General features: G+C 72.2%; 12 protein-coding genes. 10 read left to right on the top strand and 2 right to left on the bottom strand.

The window, feature by feature from the left end; translation table 11 throughout:
* Positions 1-14: 14 nt before the first annotated feature.
* From IEX91_RS03305 to IEX91_RS03275, 7 genes are all read left to right on the top strand, one after another.
* Positions 15-671, top strand: coding sequence for an energy-coupling factor ABC transporter permease (locus IEX91_RS03305; protein WP_188877089.1), 657 nt, complete (start codon positions 15-17; stop codon positions 669-671).
* On the top strand, positions 668-973 hold the full coding sequence (locus IEX91_RS03300) for a PDGLE domain-containing protein (protein WP_188877087.1): 306 nt from the start codon (positions 668-670) through the stop codon (positions 971-973). The genes IEX91_RS03305 and IEX91_RS03300 overlap by 4 nt, the downstream gene beginning before the upstream one ends.
* Positions 970-1782, top strand: a complete 813-nt coding sequence (gene cbiQ, locus IEX91_RS03295) for a cobalt ECF transporter T component CbiQ (protein ID WP_188877086.1) — start codon at positions 970-972, stop codon at positions 1780-1782. Before IEX91_RS03300 ends, cbiQ begins: the two co-directional genes overlap by 4 nt.
* Entirely contained in the window at positions 1770-2567 is a 798-nt protein-coding gene (locus IEX91_RS03290) for an energy-coupling factor ABC transporter ATP-binding protein (RefSeq protein ID WP_188877085.1), read from the top strand. Before cbiQ ends, IEX91_RS03290 begins: the two co-directional genes overlap by 13 nt.
* A 334-nt stretch (positions 2568-2901) precedes the next feature.
* Positions 2902-4347, top strand: coding sequence for a sensor histidine kinase (locus IEX91_RS03285; protein WP_188877084.1), 1446 nt, complete (start codon positions 2902-2904; stop codon positions 4345-4347).
* Positions 4348-4417: 70 nt separating this feature from the next.
* Complete coding sequence (locus tag IEX91_RS03280; protein WP_188877356.1) at positions 4418-5224, top strand: histidine kinase; 807 nt, start codon at positions 4418-4420, stop codon at positions 5222-5224.
* A gap of 69 nt (positions 5225-5293) precedes the next feature.
* Positions 5294-5734: an HTH domain-containing protein gene (locus IEX91_RS03275; RefSeq protein WP_188877083.1), complete on the top strand. Its 441-nt coding sequence runs from the start codon at positions 5294-5296 to the stop codon at positions 5732-5734.
* On the opposite strand, the gene malQ is transcribed toward IEX91_RS03275, so the two are convergent.
* Positions 5731-7236, bottom strand: coding sequence for a 4-alpha-glucanotransferase (gene malQ / locus IEX91_RS03270; RefSeq protein WP_268238657.1), 1506 nt, complete (start codon positions 7234-7236; stop codon positions 5731-5733). The genes IEX91_RS03275 and malQ overlap by 4 nt on opposite strands.
* A gap of 46 nt (positions 7237-7282) precedes the next feature.
* On the opposite strand from malQ, the gene IEX91_RS03265 reads away from it, so the two are divergent.
* Positions 7283-8329 (top strand): glycosyltransferase family 4 protein, encoded by a 1047-nt coding sequence (locus IEX91_RS03265; protein WP_211086456.1) that lies wholly within the window; start codon positions 7283-7285, stop codon positions 8327-8329.
* Here the strand turns inward: IEX91_RS03265 and IEX91_RS03260 are convergent.
* Entirely contained in the window at positions 8326-8727 is a 402-nt protein-coding gene (locus IEX91_RS03260) for a DUF7510 family protein (protein ID WP_188877081.1), read from the bottom strand. The genes IEX91_RS03265 and IEX91_RS03260 overlap by 4 nt on opposite strands.
* A 100-nt stretch (positions 8728-8827) precedes the next feature.
* Between IEX91_RS03260 and malA the strand changes: the two genes are divergently transcribed.
* Positions 8828-10882, top strand: a complete 2055-nt coding sequence (gene malA, locus IEX91_RS03255) for an alpha-amylase MalA (protein WP_188877080.1) — start codon at positions 8828-8830, stop codon at positions 10880-10882.
* 109 nt (positions 10883-10991) lie between these two features.
* The gene (locus IEX91_RS03250) at positions 10992-15527 is read left to right on the top strand and encodes a glycoside hydrolase family 15 protein (protein ID WP_188877079.1); all 4536 of its coding nucleotides are present in this window, start codon (positions 10992-10994) and stop codon (positions 15525-15527) included.
* Positions 15528-15605 lie beyond the last annotated feature (78 nt).

The following is a 15605-nucleotide window of genomic DNA, read 5'->3' as shown; positions in this document are numbered from 1 at the left end:
CGATCCGGACACGCATGCACATCCCCGACGGCTTCCTCGACCCGTGGGTCGCGGGCCTCTTCTGGCTCGGCTCCGGCGCCGCGATCGGTCTCGCGGTCCGGCGCGCCCGCGATGAGCTCGGCGACGAGCGGACCCCGCTCCTCGGCGTCGTCGCCGCCGGCGTCTTCGCCGCACAGATGTTGAACTGGCCGATCCCGGGCGGAACGAGCGCGCACTTCGTCGGCGGCGCGTTCGCCGGTGTCCTGCTCGGTCCCTCGCTCGGCGTGCTCGCCATGACCGCCGTCGTGACGATTCAGGCCCTCGTCTTCGGCGACGGCGGGATCATCGCGCTCGGCGCGAACCTCTTCGCCATGGCCGTCGTCGACGTCTTCGTCGGCTACGCGCTCTTCCGCGCCTGCCGGGGCGTCCACGAGACGGGCGCCGCCTTCGTCGCCGGATGGGGGGCGATCACCGTCTCCGCGCTCGTCGTCGGCCTCGGCGTCGGCTTCTCCTCGGCCTTCGCCTACGCCGTCGGGACCACGGTGCCGATCATGGTCGTGGGCCACGCGCTGCTCGGCCTCGTCGAGGGCGCCATCACCGCCGCCGTCTACGGCTACGTCGCGGACGCCCGTCCGGACCTCGTCCTCGGACGCTCGGCCGACGAGGTGGCCGCCCCGGAGGTGGGCGCATGAGTGCCGGCGTCCCCTTCACGCGCCCGTGGGTCCGGCGCGCGCTCGCGTGTCTCCTCGTCCTCGTCTTCCTCGCGCCCGTCTTCGGGTGGGCGTCGGGCGCCGTCGGCTACGCCGAACCGCTCGAGAACGCCGCCCACGCGACGGGCGCCGCGGACGCCGCCAGTACCGTTCTCCCGGGCCTCCTCCCCGACTACACCGTCGCCGGCCTCGACGGCCCGCTCGGCACGCTCGCGGCCGGCGGGATCGGGACGCTCCTCACGCTCGGCGTCGCGCTCGGCGCCGGACGCCTCCTCGAACGGTGAGCGGCGTCCTCGGTCGCTCCGTCGAGACGATCACGGGCGCGCTGCGCGCTCTCTTCGCGGCCGAACAACTCGCGACCGCCGACGGGTTCCTCCAGCGCCGCGACCCGCGCGTCTCGCTGTGCGCGATCACCGCGCTCGCGCTCGGCGTCGTGCTCACGCGCACGCTCGGCGTCGCGCTCTGCTTCGCCGCCCTGACGGCCGGCTTGGCCCGCCTCTCCGCGGTCCCGCTCCGCCGACTGCTCGCGCGGTCCGCGGTCGTCCCGCTCGTCTCCGCGCTCGTCGTCCTCCCGCAGGCGATCCTCCTGCCGGGCGACGCGCTCGTTCGGCTCTTCGGTGTGACCGTCACCGAGGCCGGCGTCGCCTACGTCCTCCTGTTCACCGTCCGCGTCGGCGTCGGCGTCGCGCTCCTCTCGCTGCTCGTGTTGACGACGCCGTTCTCGGCCCTCGTCGCCGCGCTCCGCGAGCTTCGCGTGCCGGTCCCGCTCGTCTGGGTCGTCGCCGTCACCTACCGCTACCTCTTCCTCTTCTTCGACGAACTCCAGCGCCTCGTGCTCGCGCGCAACAGCCGAACGACGGGCGAGACCGGTCTCCGCGACGGCTGGCGCGACGCGCGGCGGATCGCCGGGACGTTCGTCCTCCGCACGCTCGATCGGGGCGAACGCGTCGGGCGGGGGATGCGAGCGCGCGGCGGCTCGCGTCCGCCGTCGCCGTACGGTCGCTCGCGTCGCGTCGGCGTCGCGGACTACGCGCTGCTCGCGCTCGCGGCCGTCGCCGTCGTCGTCTCGGGGGTGATCCGGTGGACACCGTGATCGACGCTCGCGGGCTGACCCACGCCTACCCGGACGGCACGACGGCGATCAGCGACGTCGATCTGACGATCGAGCGCGGCGAGCGCGTCGCCGTCGTCGGCGCGAACGGATCGGGCAAGAGCACGCTCCAGCTCGCGCTCGGCGGCCTCGTCGCCCCGACCGCGGGCGAGGTGACGTACTTCGGGGAGACGACCGACGCCGAGGCCGTCCGCGAGCGCCTCGGCGTGCTCCTCCAGGACCCGAACGACTACCTGTTCAACACGACCGTCCGGGAGGACATCGAGTACGGCCCGGCGCAGCTCGGGCTCCCGCGCGAGCGCGCGGAGCGACGCGTCGCATCGCTCGCCGACGAACTCGGACTCACCGACCTGCTCGACCGGCCGCCGTTTCGCCTCTCCGGCGGCGAGAAGCAACGCGCCGCGGTGGCGAGCGTCCTCGCCTTCGATCCGGACGTCCTCCTCCTCGACGAACCGTTCGGCGCCGTCGACGCGCACTACCGCGCGCGCATCCGCGACCTCGTGCGCGATCACGACGGCACCGTCGTCGTGTTCACGCCGTCACTCGACGCCGTCCCCGAGATCGCGGAGCGCGTGCTCGTCGTCGACCGCGACGGGTCCATCGCCGCCGACGCGTCCGCCCGCGCGGTCCTCACCGACGGCGACCTGCTCGCCGACGTCGGACTCCGGCCGCCGACCACGGTCCGGGTGTTCGCGGGACTCCTCGACGATTCGGACGTCCCGCTCACCGTCCCCGAGGCGCGAGAGCGCCTCCGGGACGCGCTGTGAGACCCCGTGGGAGCGGGAGGGGCGGTCGTAGGACGCGCCGGCCGTTGACCTGTTCCGTCACCCGCGCCCGACCGACAGCGAGATCTCGGTCGCGCTCGCGGTGTACGTGAACAGGTGGGTGAGCGTTCCGGGCGCCCCGTTCGTCAGCGACGCGACGGCGAGGACGTCGAGCGCGCTCGTCCACCACCTGAGTCCGGGGTGCGCTCCGTCGATTCCACGGAGGGACGTCCGCCGGCAGGCGCATATATCGGTCGGTCGTGACGGGTACCGGTCGGACGCGCCGTCGGTCGCCGCGGCAAGAGGTATTAAGCCCGGAGGGTCGGTACACGTGGATATGACGACGCCGACGCCCGGGAGGGGGACAGCGGACAGGGAGTACGCCGCGCGCGCGCTCGACTCCCTCTCGAACGGGATCACCATCGTCGACGACGCCGGGACGGCCGTCGTGGCCAACGAGGCGTGGCGGACGTTCGTCGACGCGACGGGGATCGATCCGGCGGTCACGCGAACGGCGGCGACCTACCTCCGCACGCTCCGCCGGGGCGACGCGTCGCTCGACGACATCGCGGACCCGACGACGCCGCTCGACCTCACGCTGACGCTCCCGTATCAGGAGAGCGACGACGCGCGCTCGCATCGCCTCCGTATCTCGCCGTTCGTCTACGACGGCGAGGCGTTCGCGAGCCTGAGCGTCGCGGAGGACGCGCGCGAGAAGCTGCCGACGACGCCGCTCAAGACCGGGGCGATCGACGCCGCGCCCGTCGGGATCACGATCTCGGACTACACCCGTCCGGACAACCCGCTGATCTACGCCAACGCCGCGTTCGAGCGGATCACCGGCTACGACGTCCTGGAGACGCTCGGCCGGAACTGTCGGTTCCTCCAGTGCGAGGCGACCGAGGAGGCCGCGGTCCAGCGGTTCCGCGACGCGATGGCGGCCAACGAGTCGACGACGGTCGAACTCCGCAACGAGCGCGCGGACGGCGAGGAGTTCTGGAACGCCGTGACGATCGCGCCCCTCCGCGACGAGCGGGGCGTCGTCACGAACTGGGTCGGGTTCCAGCAGGACGTGACCGCGCGCAAGCGGGCCGAGGAGGCGCTCAGCACCGAGCGCGATCAGTACGAACTGCTCAATCAGATCATCCGTCACGACATCCGTAACGACATGGCGGTGATCCGCGGGTGGGGCGAGGAGTTACGCGGGAACCTCGACGCCGACCAGCGCGAGACGCTCTCGCGCGTGATGAACGCCGCCGTCCACACCCAAGAGCTCACGGAGGAGGTGCGCGATCTCACCGCGATTCTCGGGAGCGAGGATCCCGCGCTCGAACCGATCGACCTCGGAGACGTGTTGACGCGCGAGATCGAGCAGGTGCGCTCGACGTTCGAGTACCAGGCGGACTCGCTCGTCGTCGACGGCCCGGTCGATCTCCCGGACGAGTGTCTGGTGTCGGCGACGCCGCTGCTCTCCTCCGTCTTCACGAACCTCTTGGACAACGCGGTCCTCCACAGCGACGGCGGGGCGGTCCGCATCGACGTCTCCGTCGTCGCCGACGCGGAGACGTGTACGGTCCGCATCGCGGACAACGGCCCCGGAATCCCGGACTCGCAAAAGCGCGCCGTCTTCGACCACGGCGAACAGGGCGAGCGGAGTTCGGGCACCGGGCTCGGACTCTACCTCGTGGACGAACTCGTCACGCAGTTCGGCGGGCGCGTGTGGGTCGAGGACAACGACCCGCGCGGCACGATCGTCTGCGTCGAACTCCAACGGGTCCGATGATCCGCGTCCGATCACCGGGACCCCGCGGGCGTCGGGTCACTCGTCGCGCGTACCGGCTGTGGGGAGCACGATGTCGCTGACGCGGTTCCTCGATCGCGTCCCGGATCGGGAGCGCTCGCTCGTCGTCGCCAACGCGACGGGACCGGACGTCCTCCATCGGATGCTCGAATCTGCGTTCGCGGAGCAGCCGATCGACGTCGAGAAGGCCGCGGTCCCGGACGTCGACGACGACGTCGTGTTGCTCGTCGAGGACGGCGAGGTGGTGGCGACGTCCCCCCTCTCGGCCCTCCAGGAGACGCTCCTGTTCGTGAACTCGGACCTCTACCGGACCGGCGCACAGGGGATCGAGACGCTGGAGCTCCCGGACGTGCTGATGGGGCTCGATGAAGTCCGCTTCTCGCTGCGCTCGTACCCCCAATCCGACACCGAGAAACTCCTGTTGATCGTGATCTCGCGGTACATCGAGCGCGTGTCGTGGCGGGCGAACGGCGGACATCACCGGGCCTCCTTCCAGTCGCTCTCGCGCATCCGGGACGAGCGGGGGACGCGGGAGGTGTACGAGACGCTCGGCGACACCGAGACGGACGTCCACGTCTACGGCGTCCCGAACTGGGTCCCTCCCGAGTCGCTCGGCGTCACGATGCACGGCGGGTACACGGCGGACTTCACGGACTCGTGGTTCGTGCTCTTCCGACCGGACGCAGAGGCGCGGACGGAGCCGTCGGCGGCGTCCGAAGGGGCGTCGGAGGCGTCGCGGACGCCGGATCCGGTCGCGCTGCTCGCCATCGAACAGGAGTCCGGGACCTGGGACGGCTTCTGGACGTTCGACCCCGACCTCGTCGACGACATCGCGTCGTACATCGTGACGCGTCTGTAGACGACGAGCGTTGCAATTTTTGGCGTTTTCCGATAGATTTGATATCACATGGCATAGATTGGTCGACGTATGCCGAGTGATCGAGCTGACGACGGGACGCCGATCCGGTTGGTGCTGTACGTCCGGCGACCCGTCGCCGGCGAGCGGACCGTGGCCATCGACCGTCTCAGCGCGCTCGCGGCCGCCGGCGTCGTCGACGAGTTCGAGATCGAGACGGTCCAGGGGGAGGTCATCCTCTCCGAGGGAGGCGACGACGACACCGCGGACCTGCAGGCGCTCGCCGCGTGGTCGGCCGGCGACGTCCGCTCGACGCTCTCCGTCGAGACCCGCACCTCGCGGTTGGGGCGGAGCGTCCGCACGATCGCGCTCCCAGAGGTGACGCTCGCGGTGTACGAGGGCGACACGCTGGCGTGGGTGTTCCCCTGTACGGACGGGACCCGGACGTGGAGCGTCGCGGACTGCTTCGACGGCTACGAGACGGCCGAATCGGTCCCGCAGGGCGTCAGTTAAGCCCGCCCGGTCGCCGCCGTGGCCGCCCGCAGTCGCTCCGCGAGGGCGTCGTCGAGGGCCGCGGGGTCGAACCGCCAGCGCCAGTTGCCGGCCGTCGTCCCCGGCGTGTTCAATCGCGCGTCGCTCCCCGCACCGAGGAGGTCCGGGACGGTCGTCACCGCGAGAACGGCGTCGGACTCCCAGACGCCGTCGATGACGTCCCACGCGACGCCGTCGCCGCTGACGCCGAGGGCGTACTCCAGGCAGGCACGCTGAGTGTCGTCGAGGCCGTCGTAATACCCGACGATCGTGTCCGTGTCGTGCGTCGACGTGTAGGCGACGCAGTCGCGGGGGTAGTCGTGGGGCTTGTGCCGGTGGTGGTCGGCACACCAGTCGGCGTACTGCGCGACGCGCATCCCCGGGAAGTCGAAGCGCTCGCGGAGCGCCTCCAACGGCGCGTCGAGGAACCCGAGGTCCTCGACGATGAACGGGAGCCCGCCGATCTCGTCCCGTACCGTCTCGAAGAAGTCCGCTCCCGGGCCGGTGCGCCAGTCGCCCGCGGCGGGGTCGTCGGCGTCTCCCGGGATCGCCCAGTACGACTCGAAGGCCTTGAAGTGATCGAGGCGTGCGACGTCGACGCGTTCGAGCAGTCGGCGGAGGCGCGCGCGCCACCAGCCGTAGTCGTCGTCGGCGAGCGCGTCCCAGTCGTAGACCGGCATCCCCCAGCGCTGGCCGTCGTCGCCGGGGTTCGGCGGGACTCCCGCGACGGCGGTCGGGCGGCCGTCCGCGACCGCGAACGCCTCCGGGTTCGCCCATACGTCCGCGGAGTCGAGCGCGGGGTACATTGGCACGTCGCCGACGAGCGTCACCCCGCGGTCGTCGGCGGCCGCGCGGAGCGCGCGCCACTGCTCGTCGAAGCGCCACTGGACGAACGCGTGGTAGCGCACCGCCTCGGCGAGGTCGTCGCGGGCGCGAGCGAGGGCCTCGGGGTCGCGCTCGCGGACGCCTGCCGGCCACGACGTCCACGGCGCGCCGTCGTGTTCGTCCTTGAGCGCCGCGAACAGCGCGTAGTCGGCCAACCAGTCGCCCTCACGCTCGCGGAAGGCGTCGAACCCGGGCGACCCCGAGGCGTCGAAGCGCTCGAAGGCGTGCCGCAGGCGGTCGCGCTTGTACGGCGCGACGACGTCGTAGGCGACCGACGAGCGATCGCTCCCCGCTGGCGGTTCCGTCTCCGCGGCGGTGAGCCACCCCCGCTCGCGGAGCGCGTCGAGGTCGACGAGCAGGGGGTTGCCCGCGAAGGTCGACGGCGAACTGTACGGCGAGTGGCCGTGCGCGCCCGACGTCGGTCCGACGGGACAGAACTGCCAGACTGACTGGTCGGCGCGCTCCAGGAAGGCGAGGAAATCGCGTGTACCGTCGCCGAGATCGCCGATCCCGTGTCGTCCCGGTAGGGAGGTGAGGTGACAGAACACGCCGCTCGCCCGCTCGAAATCCATGCGAACGTTTTTGCGGCCCCCCTGCATCAACGTTACCGACCGTGACGAAACGAGAGCTGCGAGGGAAGACCCCGTGTCGCTGACGGTTGCGATGCTCGGATGGGGGTTCCCGCCGCGCGTCACCGGTGGACTCGACACCGTCGTCGGGGAGTTGTACGCGGAGTTCGAAACGCGCGACGACGTCGACATCGAACTCGTCCTCCCGGCGGAGTACGCCCCCGACGACGACCCGCACGTCCACGGCGTCCCGACGGGCGACGGCGACATCATCACCCGGATCGGCCGCCTCTCCGAGGAGTTCGTCGACGTCGCGGCCGACGCGGACGTCGTCCACACCCACGACTGGTTCGGCTACAGTCCCGGCGCGCGAGCGAGCACGGCCCACGACGTACCGTGGATGACGACGTTCCACTCGCTCTCCGCCGACCGGAACCTGAACCCGCCGACCCGCGAGGTCAGAACGGAGCAGCGGATCGTCGACGCCGCCGACCGGCTCGTCGCGGTGAGCGAGCTGACCGCGCGGCGGCTCGTGGCGCGCTACGGCGGCGATCCCGCCGTCGTCCACAACGGCTTCAAGCGCGTCCGCCCGACGGGACGGGACCTGAAGGCCGAACTCGGGATCGACGGCGAGATGCTCTTCTTCGTCGGCCGGCACACCCACCAGAAGGGGATCGCCTACCTCCTCTACGCGACCGCGAAACTCCGTCGGCCGGGGCTGACGCTGGTCGTCGGCGGGAGCGGCCACCTCACCGCACAGCTCCGCCGGTTCGCCGAACTGCTCGGCATCGAGGACCGAGTCGAGTTCGTCGGCTACGTCCCGGACGAGGAGCTCGCGGACTACTACGCGAGCGCGGACCTGTTCGTCTCGGCGTCGCTCGCGGAGCCCTTCGGGATGACGGTGGTCGAGGCGCTCTCCGCGGGGACGCGGATCGTGACGACGGAGTGCGGGGCGGCCGAACTCCTCCCGGAAGACTGTCTCGTCCTCGTCGAACCGGAGTCCGACTCCATCGCGGACGGCGTGGACCGGGCGCTGGCGATGTCGGGCGAACCGACGTACGAGAGCCGCTCGTGGGCGACGGTCGCGGACGAGTACGCGACCCTCTACCACGAGCTCTGCTAGTCGCGCGCCCCGACGACGCGCACGTCGTGGACGGGCTCGGGGTGAACGATCCGGAACCCCGTCGGCGTCGACGTGACGCCGAGCACGCGGGTGTCCGTCTCGGGGCCGTGCGGGTCGCTTCCCGCGTCGGTCCCCCCGCTGCCGTACGCGTCCTCCCCGCCGTACGCGGTCGTCTCGTCTTCGGCGGGGTCGCGTCCGCCGTCGTACGGGCTGACGGTCGACGGCGGTCCGTTCGTCGCGGGCGCGTCCGCGAAGTCCTCCGGCGGGAGGTAGATCCGTTCGCCGGATTCGGAGGAGACGATGACGGCGGCGTCGCGCGTCCCCGTGACGGTGACGACCGTCCGATCGTCGTCGACCGTGACGTCGATCGTCGTCCCCGTCGGGGTGTCCTCTGCCATACGGTCTCACGGGCGACCGACGACTAAGGCGTTGCGGTGACGGCGGGCGCGATCGGACACCGCCATTCAAAAGGGTCGGCGTCGTACCCACGACCCAGCGATGCATCACCCAGGGCCCCCGCGGTTCGTATCGGTCGGTGACCGCGTGGAGCTGGCGCCGCGCGACCCGGACCCCGCGGCGACGTACGCGTGGCGGATCGAGCGCGCGCCGGCGGGATCGGACGCCGCCGTCGACGACCGACCGGTCCAGTGGTTCCACCCGGACGTCCCGGGGCGATACGTGCTGACGCTCGACGCGCCTGACGGCGTCCACAGACAGACGATCCGGTGCTTCGACGTCGGCGGTGAGACGGATGCGGGCGGCGAGCGCGACGCCCGCGGCAGCGGCGGGGCCCTCGACGTGGCCGCCGAGGGCGACGCCGGGACGAGCGGCTACGGGCACGACGCGACGGGCGGTGGCGATCGCGGCGGCGGCCGACCCCGGGTCCACCTCGACGGGCGGGTCGCGGGCGACAGCGTCGTGATCGAGGCGGACGCGCGGACGAACCCGGCGGGCGGCGGCTCGGCGGCGTCGCTCGACGTCACGTTCGCGTTCGACGACCGCGACGACCTCCGGGCGGCCGACGCGAGCGCGGACGGCCGGCGGCTCCGAATCCCGCTCGCGCGGCTCCCGGAGCGCGCGCGCGTCCACGCGGTCGCGGTCTCGGAGACCGGATACAGCGTCCCGGACGCGGTCGATATCGTGCGGGACGACGCGGCGCCGGGCGGCGTCGCCGTCCGCCGGCCGTACGACCCCCCCGCGTGGGCGACGGACGCGGTCTACTACGAGGTGTACCTGCGGACGTTCGCGCCGGAGGCCGAGCACGGCGGGACGTTCCGCGCGATCGCCGACCGCCTTGATCACCTCGCCGACCTCGGCGTCGACGTGCTCTGGCTGACGCCGGTGCTCGCGGCCGACCACGCCCCGCACGGGTACAACATCACGGACTTCTTCTCGCTCGCCGCGGACCTCGGCGACCGCGAGGACTATCGCCATCTCGTCGAGCGCGCGCACGACCACGGGATGCGGGTACTCTTCGACCTGGTGTTGAACCACTCGGCGCGCGATCACCCCTACTTTCGGGACGCGTATCGAAACCCCGAGAGCGACTACCGCGACTGGTACGAGTGGCAGCCCTCCGGCGAACCCGGGACGTACTTCGACTGGGAGCACATCGCCAACTTCGACTTCGAGACGCTGGACGTTCGGCGCCACCTCCTTGACGCCGTGGACACGTGGGCGCCGCTCGTTGATGGCTTCCGCTGCGACATGGCGTGGGCGGTCCCGGACGGCTTCTGGCGCGAGGTCCACGACCGGGTGAAGGCCCGCGACGCCGAGTTCCTCCTGCTCGACGAGACGATCCCGTACATCCCGGACTTCCAAGCGGGGCTCTTCGACGTCCACTTCGACTCGACGACGTACGCGGCGCTCCGGAGCGTCGGCACCGGCTGGGCGCCCGCCTCGGCGCTCCTCGACGCGATCGAGGAGCGTTCGGCGATCGGGTTCCCGGATCACGCGCGATTCTTGCTCTACGCGGAGAACCACGACGAGACGCGCTATCGCGTCGAATGCGGGCGGCCGGCGGCGCTCGCGGCGGCTGGCGCGCTCTGCACGCTCCCGGGCGCGCCGCTCGTCTACGCCGGACAGGAGACGGGACAGCTCGGCCGCCGCGACGCGCTCGTCTGGGACGCGACGGACGACGCGCTCACCGACCACTATCGACGGCTCCTCTCCCTCCGCCGGACGATGCCGGCGCTCGCCGCCGACGCGGCGCTCGAACGGATCGACTACACGGTGCGCGAGGGCGACCCGGAGCGCGTCGTCGCTTTCGGTCGAGCGAACGGCGGTCGCGGCTCCGACCCCGAACGCGACGCGGGCGCGGGTGGGGGTGAGAGCGCGGCCGACGAAGCGGGCGTGACGGGGGACGAGCGGGACGCGGCGGCCGCCGTCGTCGTCTGCAACTTCGCGGCCGAGCCGGTGACCGTCGATCTCGGCGTGCCGACGGGAGCGCGCGACGCCGCGACGGGCGAGACGGTGGCGGCGAGCGGCGGCGTTCGCGTCGATTCGGTCGCGGTCCTCCCGACGTCCCCGGACGCGTTCGACGGCGGGGCGTGACGTCCCGCGAGGACGACGCCGCTCACGCGGGCGAGCGACGCCCCGGTTAACCAATTACGGTCCGCCGGCCGGGAGAACTACTTATGTAGTCGGCGTGGGTGGTAGTCGCATGCGGTTGACAACGGCGCTGAACGAGTACAAGCGCCAACACGACGAGCGGTTCCCGGAGGAAACGCGGACGACGACGGGGGCGTTCTCGGGACACGGGGACCGCCTCGTCCACGTCTCGCCGTCGGGCGCGCTCCGCGACTACTCGGACGCGCTCTCCGGGTTGCACGGGATCGACCGATCGCGGTTCGGCATCGAAACGGCCGATCGGACGTACTGGTTCGACGAGCTCGACGTCCTCCGCCAGCACTACTACCGCGGGACGCGGCTCGTCGAGACCGAGTTCGACGCCGACGGCTTCACCGTCCACCAGTTCGACCTCACGCTCGGGCGCGCGCACGTGACGCACGTCGAGCTCCGCGGCGTCGTGCCGGCGGAGAGCCGGCTCGTCGCGTTCCTGACGGCGGCCCCGGAGGGCCGCGAGGGCCGCGTCGGCGCGCTCGTCCACGAGAACGGCGGCCCGGACGGGTCGCAGGCGCTCGAGGTGTTCCACCGACGCGAGCACGACTACGTGACGGCCTCGACGGGACTGCGCGACGTGCGCGGGCAGCGCCCGGAGCGCTTCGCGGAGATCGTCGACGACGCCCCGGTGTCGTTCCCCCGCGGCGGCGTCGAACCCTACGACGAGACGCGTCTGAGCGGGAACTTCGTCGTCACCGCGCCCCTCGAACGCGAGGGCCGCGGCGTTCGGACGACGCTCGTCACGCAGCTCTCCGATCACGACGACATCGACCGGGAGACGGCGCTCACTGACCTCCGGGCGTGCGCGAGGAACCACGAGAGCGCGGCGAGCCTCCGCGAGGCCGCGATCGCGCGGACGCCGATCAGCGTCCCGGAGGACGTGCCGCGCGCGGGATCGGTGCGCGCCGACCTGCGCGTCGTCGACCTCCTCGAAGGGCCGACCGGGGGCCGCATCGCCGGCCCCGAGTTCGACCCCTTCTACGCCAACAGCGGGGGGTACGGCTACGTCTGGTTCCGCGACGACGCGGAGGTGTCGCGTCGTCTGCTGGACGCGGGCGATCGCCTCGACATCGGGACGGGCGCGGATCCCGTCCAATCCGCGCTCTTCTACTGCGAGACGCAGCTCGCGGACGGCACGTGGCCCCACCGCGTGTGGGCGACCGACGGCTCGCTCGCCCCCGGATGGGCGAACGCGAAGGTCGAGCGCAAGCGACGCTCGCACGAGTATCAGGCCGACCAGACGGCGACCGTCGCGGCGTTCTTAGCGACGGTGCTCACCGAGCGCGGCGACGCGCTCGACGCGCCGGTGGCGGCGGCGATCCGGGAGTCGATCGGGGACGCGCTCGACGCGCTCGACGACGGCCTCGCCGAGAACGGGCTCCCGGAGCGCTGTCAGAACGCGTGGGAGAACGCCGTCGGCCAGTTCGCGCACACCGCGGCGACGTTCGCGGAGGCGTACGCGACGATCGCGGCCGCGCCCGTCCCGGAGGACGTGGCGACGCGCGCCCGCGAGGGCGCGGCGACGGTCCTCGACGGCCTCGATCACCTGTGGGACGCGGAGCACGAGCGCTACGGGATGCGGCTCATCGACGGCGACCTGGACGACCGCCTCGACGCGGCCTCGCTCGCGCTCGTCGAGGCGGTCGTCGCGTGCGAGGACGCGTCCGGAATCGCGGTGTCGGAGCGACAGGTCGGTCGGCTCGCGCGCCACGTCGATGCGGCGCTGAGCGGGCTGTTCCGCGATCCGCCGGGGAGCGACGTCGCGGGATTGATCCGCTACGAGGGCGACGACTGGCGGGCGGCGAACCAGTCGTCGCCGAAGGTGTGGTCGGTCGCCACCGGGCTCGGCGCGGTCGCGGCGGCGCGGCTCGGCGTCCTCCTCACCGAGCGCGGACAGGGCGGCGCGGGGTTCCTCGAACGGGCGGGGGGACTCTACGAACTGCTCGGCGCGGACGGCCCGTTCGCCACCGACGCCGGCTACCTCGCGGAGCAGGTGTACGACGACGGCACGGCGGACAGCGCGACGCCGCTCGGCTGGTCGCACGCGCTCCGACTGCACGCGATGGCGCTCCTCGACGACGCGGGCGCGCTCCCCGCGCCGGCCACGGAGGCCGTCACGCCGCCCGAGCGTCCCCGGTGGACGACGGGCGAGAAACACGGGCTGTGCACGCCCGCGGACCACGACGCGGCGGAGCCCTCGCGGGTGTGGTTCACCCTCACGGAGGGGGCACTGACGGAGGCGCGGTTCCCGCGCATCGACGTGATGAACCTGCGGACGATGGACTTCCTCGTCCGGTGCCGGGACGACGGCTACACGGTGCGGACGCACACGCGCCGGGGCGAGGAGACCGACGCGGTCCTCCGCCGGGTCGAGCCCGTCGCGGACGACGCCCTCCTCTACCGGCACGTGTTCGTGGCCGACGACGTCGGTGACGGCCACGAGTGGACGCTGACGGTCGAGTACGCGGTCGACACGGATCACGACGCCGTCGTCGCGGACGTGACCTTCGAGGCGGCGGACGGCGCCACGTACGACGTGTTCTCGGTGGCGGACCTCTCCCTCGGCGACGTCGCCGACGACGTCAGCGGCCTCCGCGTCGGCGAGGCGGGCAGTTACAACCTCGTCGCGAGCGAGCGGGCGACCTACGCGGCCGACGCGCCGGATCCGCTCCTCGTCGACGAGAATGGCGAGGCGTACTCGGTGGCGCTCGCGCTGGCGACGACCGGCCGCTTCGACTGGGCGACCGTCGACGCCGCCGGAAGCGACCGCCTCGCCGACCTCTTCGACGGGGCGATCCCCGACGGGCGGTCGTCCGTCACCGACGGGAACGTCGTGTTGGTCGGGAAGGTCGGATCGGGATCGTCGATCGAGGAGACGGTCGCGCTCGGGTTCGCGGAGCAGGCGAACACTGCGGCCGCGCTCGGGGAGGCGAACGGCGCCCTCGAACGCGGCTTCGAGACGGTGCGCGAGTCGTACGTCGGGACGTGGCGCTCCGCGCTCGCGGGCACTGACACGCCCGCGTCCGTCCGCGGCGACTACGAGCTCGAAGCGCAGTACGACGCGGCGCTGATGTGTCTCCTCGCGGTCGAGGACAAGACGTACGCGGGCGCGTCCATCGCCTCGCCGTCCGTCCCGTGGGGGCAGGCGGTGGTCGCGGACGAGCCCAAGGGGTACGGTTACAACTTCGTCTGGTCGCGCGACCTCTACCAGGTGTTCACGGTCTTCGACACCGTCGGCTTCCACGACATCGCCGTCGACCAACTCGCGTACATCTACGAGTACCAGCAGGACGAGGCGGGGTTCATCCCGCAGAACACCTACGTCAACGGGACGACGCGCTGGGGCGGCGAGCAGATGGACAACATCTCCTTCCCGCAGGTGATGGCGTATCAGCTCCGCGAGGCCGGCTTCGACTTCGACGACGTTCCCTACGGCTACGAGAACGTCCGTCGCTCGGCGGATTACGTCGCGCGAAACGGCCCTTCGACGGCCCAGGAACGCTGGGAGGAGGAGTCGGGGTATTCGCCGTCGTCGATCGCCACCGAGATCGCTGGGTTGGCGTGCGCGGCGATGCTGGCGGACGACGCGGGGCACGCGGCCGACGCGCTCTGCTGGCTGGCGCTCGCGGACGACTGGGCGGCGAACGTCGAGTCGTGGACGGCGACGGAGACGGGGACGGCGCGTCACCCGGAGACCCCCTACTACGTCCGCGTGACGCGCGACGGCGACCCCGACGCCGGCCACTACCGGACGCTGGCGAACGGCGGGCCGACGCTCGACGAGCGCGACATCATCGACGCGGGATTCCTCGAACTCGTCCGGCTCGGCGTCCTGCCGGCCGACGATCCGACGATCGAGAACTCGATCGCGGCCGTCGATCGCTCCATTCGGGTCGAGGCCGATTCCGCACCCGGCTTCTACCGGTACAACGGCGACGGCTACGGCGAGCGCGCGACCGGCGACCAGGGCGGTCCGTGGTCGGCCGAGAACGCCGGCAAGGGGCGTCTCTGGCCGCTCCTCACCGGGGAGCGCGGCGAGTACGAACTGCTCGCGGACGCGCCGAGCGCCGGGACGGACGTCGATCCCGCGGGCTGTCTGCGCGCGATGCAGGAGTTCGCCAACCCCGGGCGGATGATCGCCGAGCAGGTCTGGGACCGGGAGTACGGGACGGGGTACGACTGGGCGTTCGGCGAGGGCACGGGGTCGGCGACGCCGCTCGCGTGGGCGATGGCGCAGTACGTCCGCTTGGCGCACGGGATCGACGCGGGCGAACCCGTCGAGACCCCGGCGGTCGTCGAGCGCCGCTACCGCGATCGCGGTCTCCACGAGGCCGCGGGGCCGACGCTCGACGTCACCACGCACGTTCAGGGCGGCGAGCTCCGCGTCTCCGGGCGGACGACGGGCGAACGCGTGGCGATACGGACGCCCGTGGACGCGGCCGTCGTCACGCCGAGCGACGGCGCGTTCGAGGCGACGGTCGAGGCCACCCACGACGGGGGGCACGTCACGGTCGCGGCGGCGGACGACACAGAGCTGGAGACCGCGGCGACTACGGTCCACCGCCGAACGCTGTGAGCGGGTGACGGCGTCGGGACGGCCGTGGCGTCGCCCCCCGGCACGGCGTCGACCACGGCGGTGACGCCGCCGGTCTCG

The sequence above is a fragment of the Halarchaeum nitratireducens genome (assembly GCF_014647155.1).
In the GTDB taxonomy this organism is placed as follows: Archaea; Halobacteriota; Halobacteria; order Halobacteriales; family Halobacteriaceae; genus Halarchaeum; species Halarchaeum nitratireducens.
Note: the sequence above shows the minus strand (reverse complement) of the source record. Positions and strands in the feature narration are given on the sequence as shown.

Excerpts from the sequence above, each read along its gene's own strand:
- IEX91_RS03250 (WP_188877079.1), top strand. The coding sequence starts at position 10,992 with ATGCGGTTGACAACGGCGCTGAACGAGTACAAGCGCCAACACGACGAG.
- IEX91_RS03305 (WP_188877089.1), top strand. The coding sequence starts at position 15 with ATGCACATCCCCGACGGCTTCCTCGACCCGTGGGTCGCGGGCCTCTTC.
- malQ (WP_268238657.1), bottom strand. The coding sequence starts at position 7,236 with ATGCAGGGGGGCCGCAAAAACGTTCGCATGGATTTCGAGCGGGCGAGC.
- malA (WP_188877080.1), top strand. The coding sequence starts at position 8,828 with ATGCATCACCCAGGGCCCCCGCGGTTCGTATCGGTCGGTGACCGCGTG.
- IEX91_RS03260 (WP_188877081.1), bottom strand. The coding sequence starts at position 8,727 with ATGGCAGAGGACACCCCGACGGGGACGACGATCGACGTCACGGTCGAC.
- IEX91_RS03300 (WP_188877087.1), top strand. The coding sequence starts at position 668 with ATGAGTGCCGGCGTCCCCTTCACGCGCCCGTGGGTCCGGCGCGCGCTC.
- IEX91_RS03280 (WP_188877356.1), top strand. The coding sequence starts at position 4,418 with ATGTCGCTGACGCGGTTCCTCGATCGCGTCCCGGATCGGGAGCGCTCG.
- IEX91_RS03275 (WP_188877083.1), top strand. The coding sequence starts at position 5,294 with ATGCCGAGTGATCGAGCTGACGACGGGACGCCGATCCGGTTGGTGCTG.
- IEX91_RS03285 (WP_188877084.1), top strand. The coding sequence starts at position 2,902 with ATGACGACGCCGACGCCCGGGAGGGGGACAGCGGACAGGGAGTACGCC.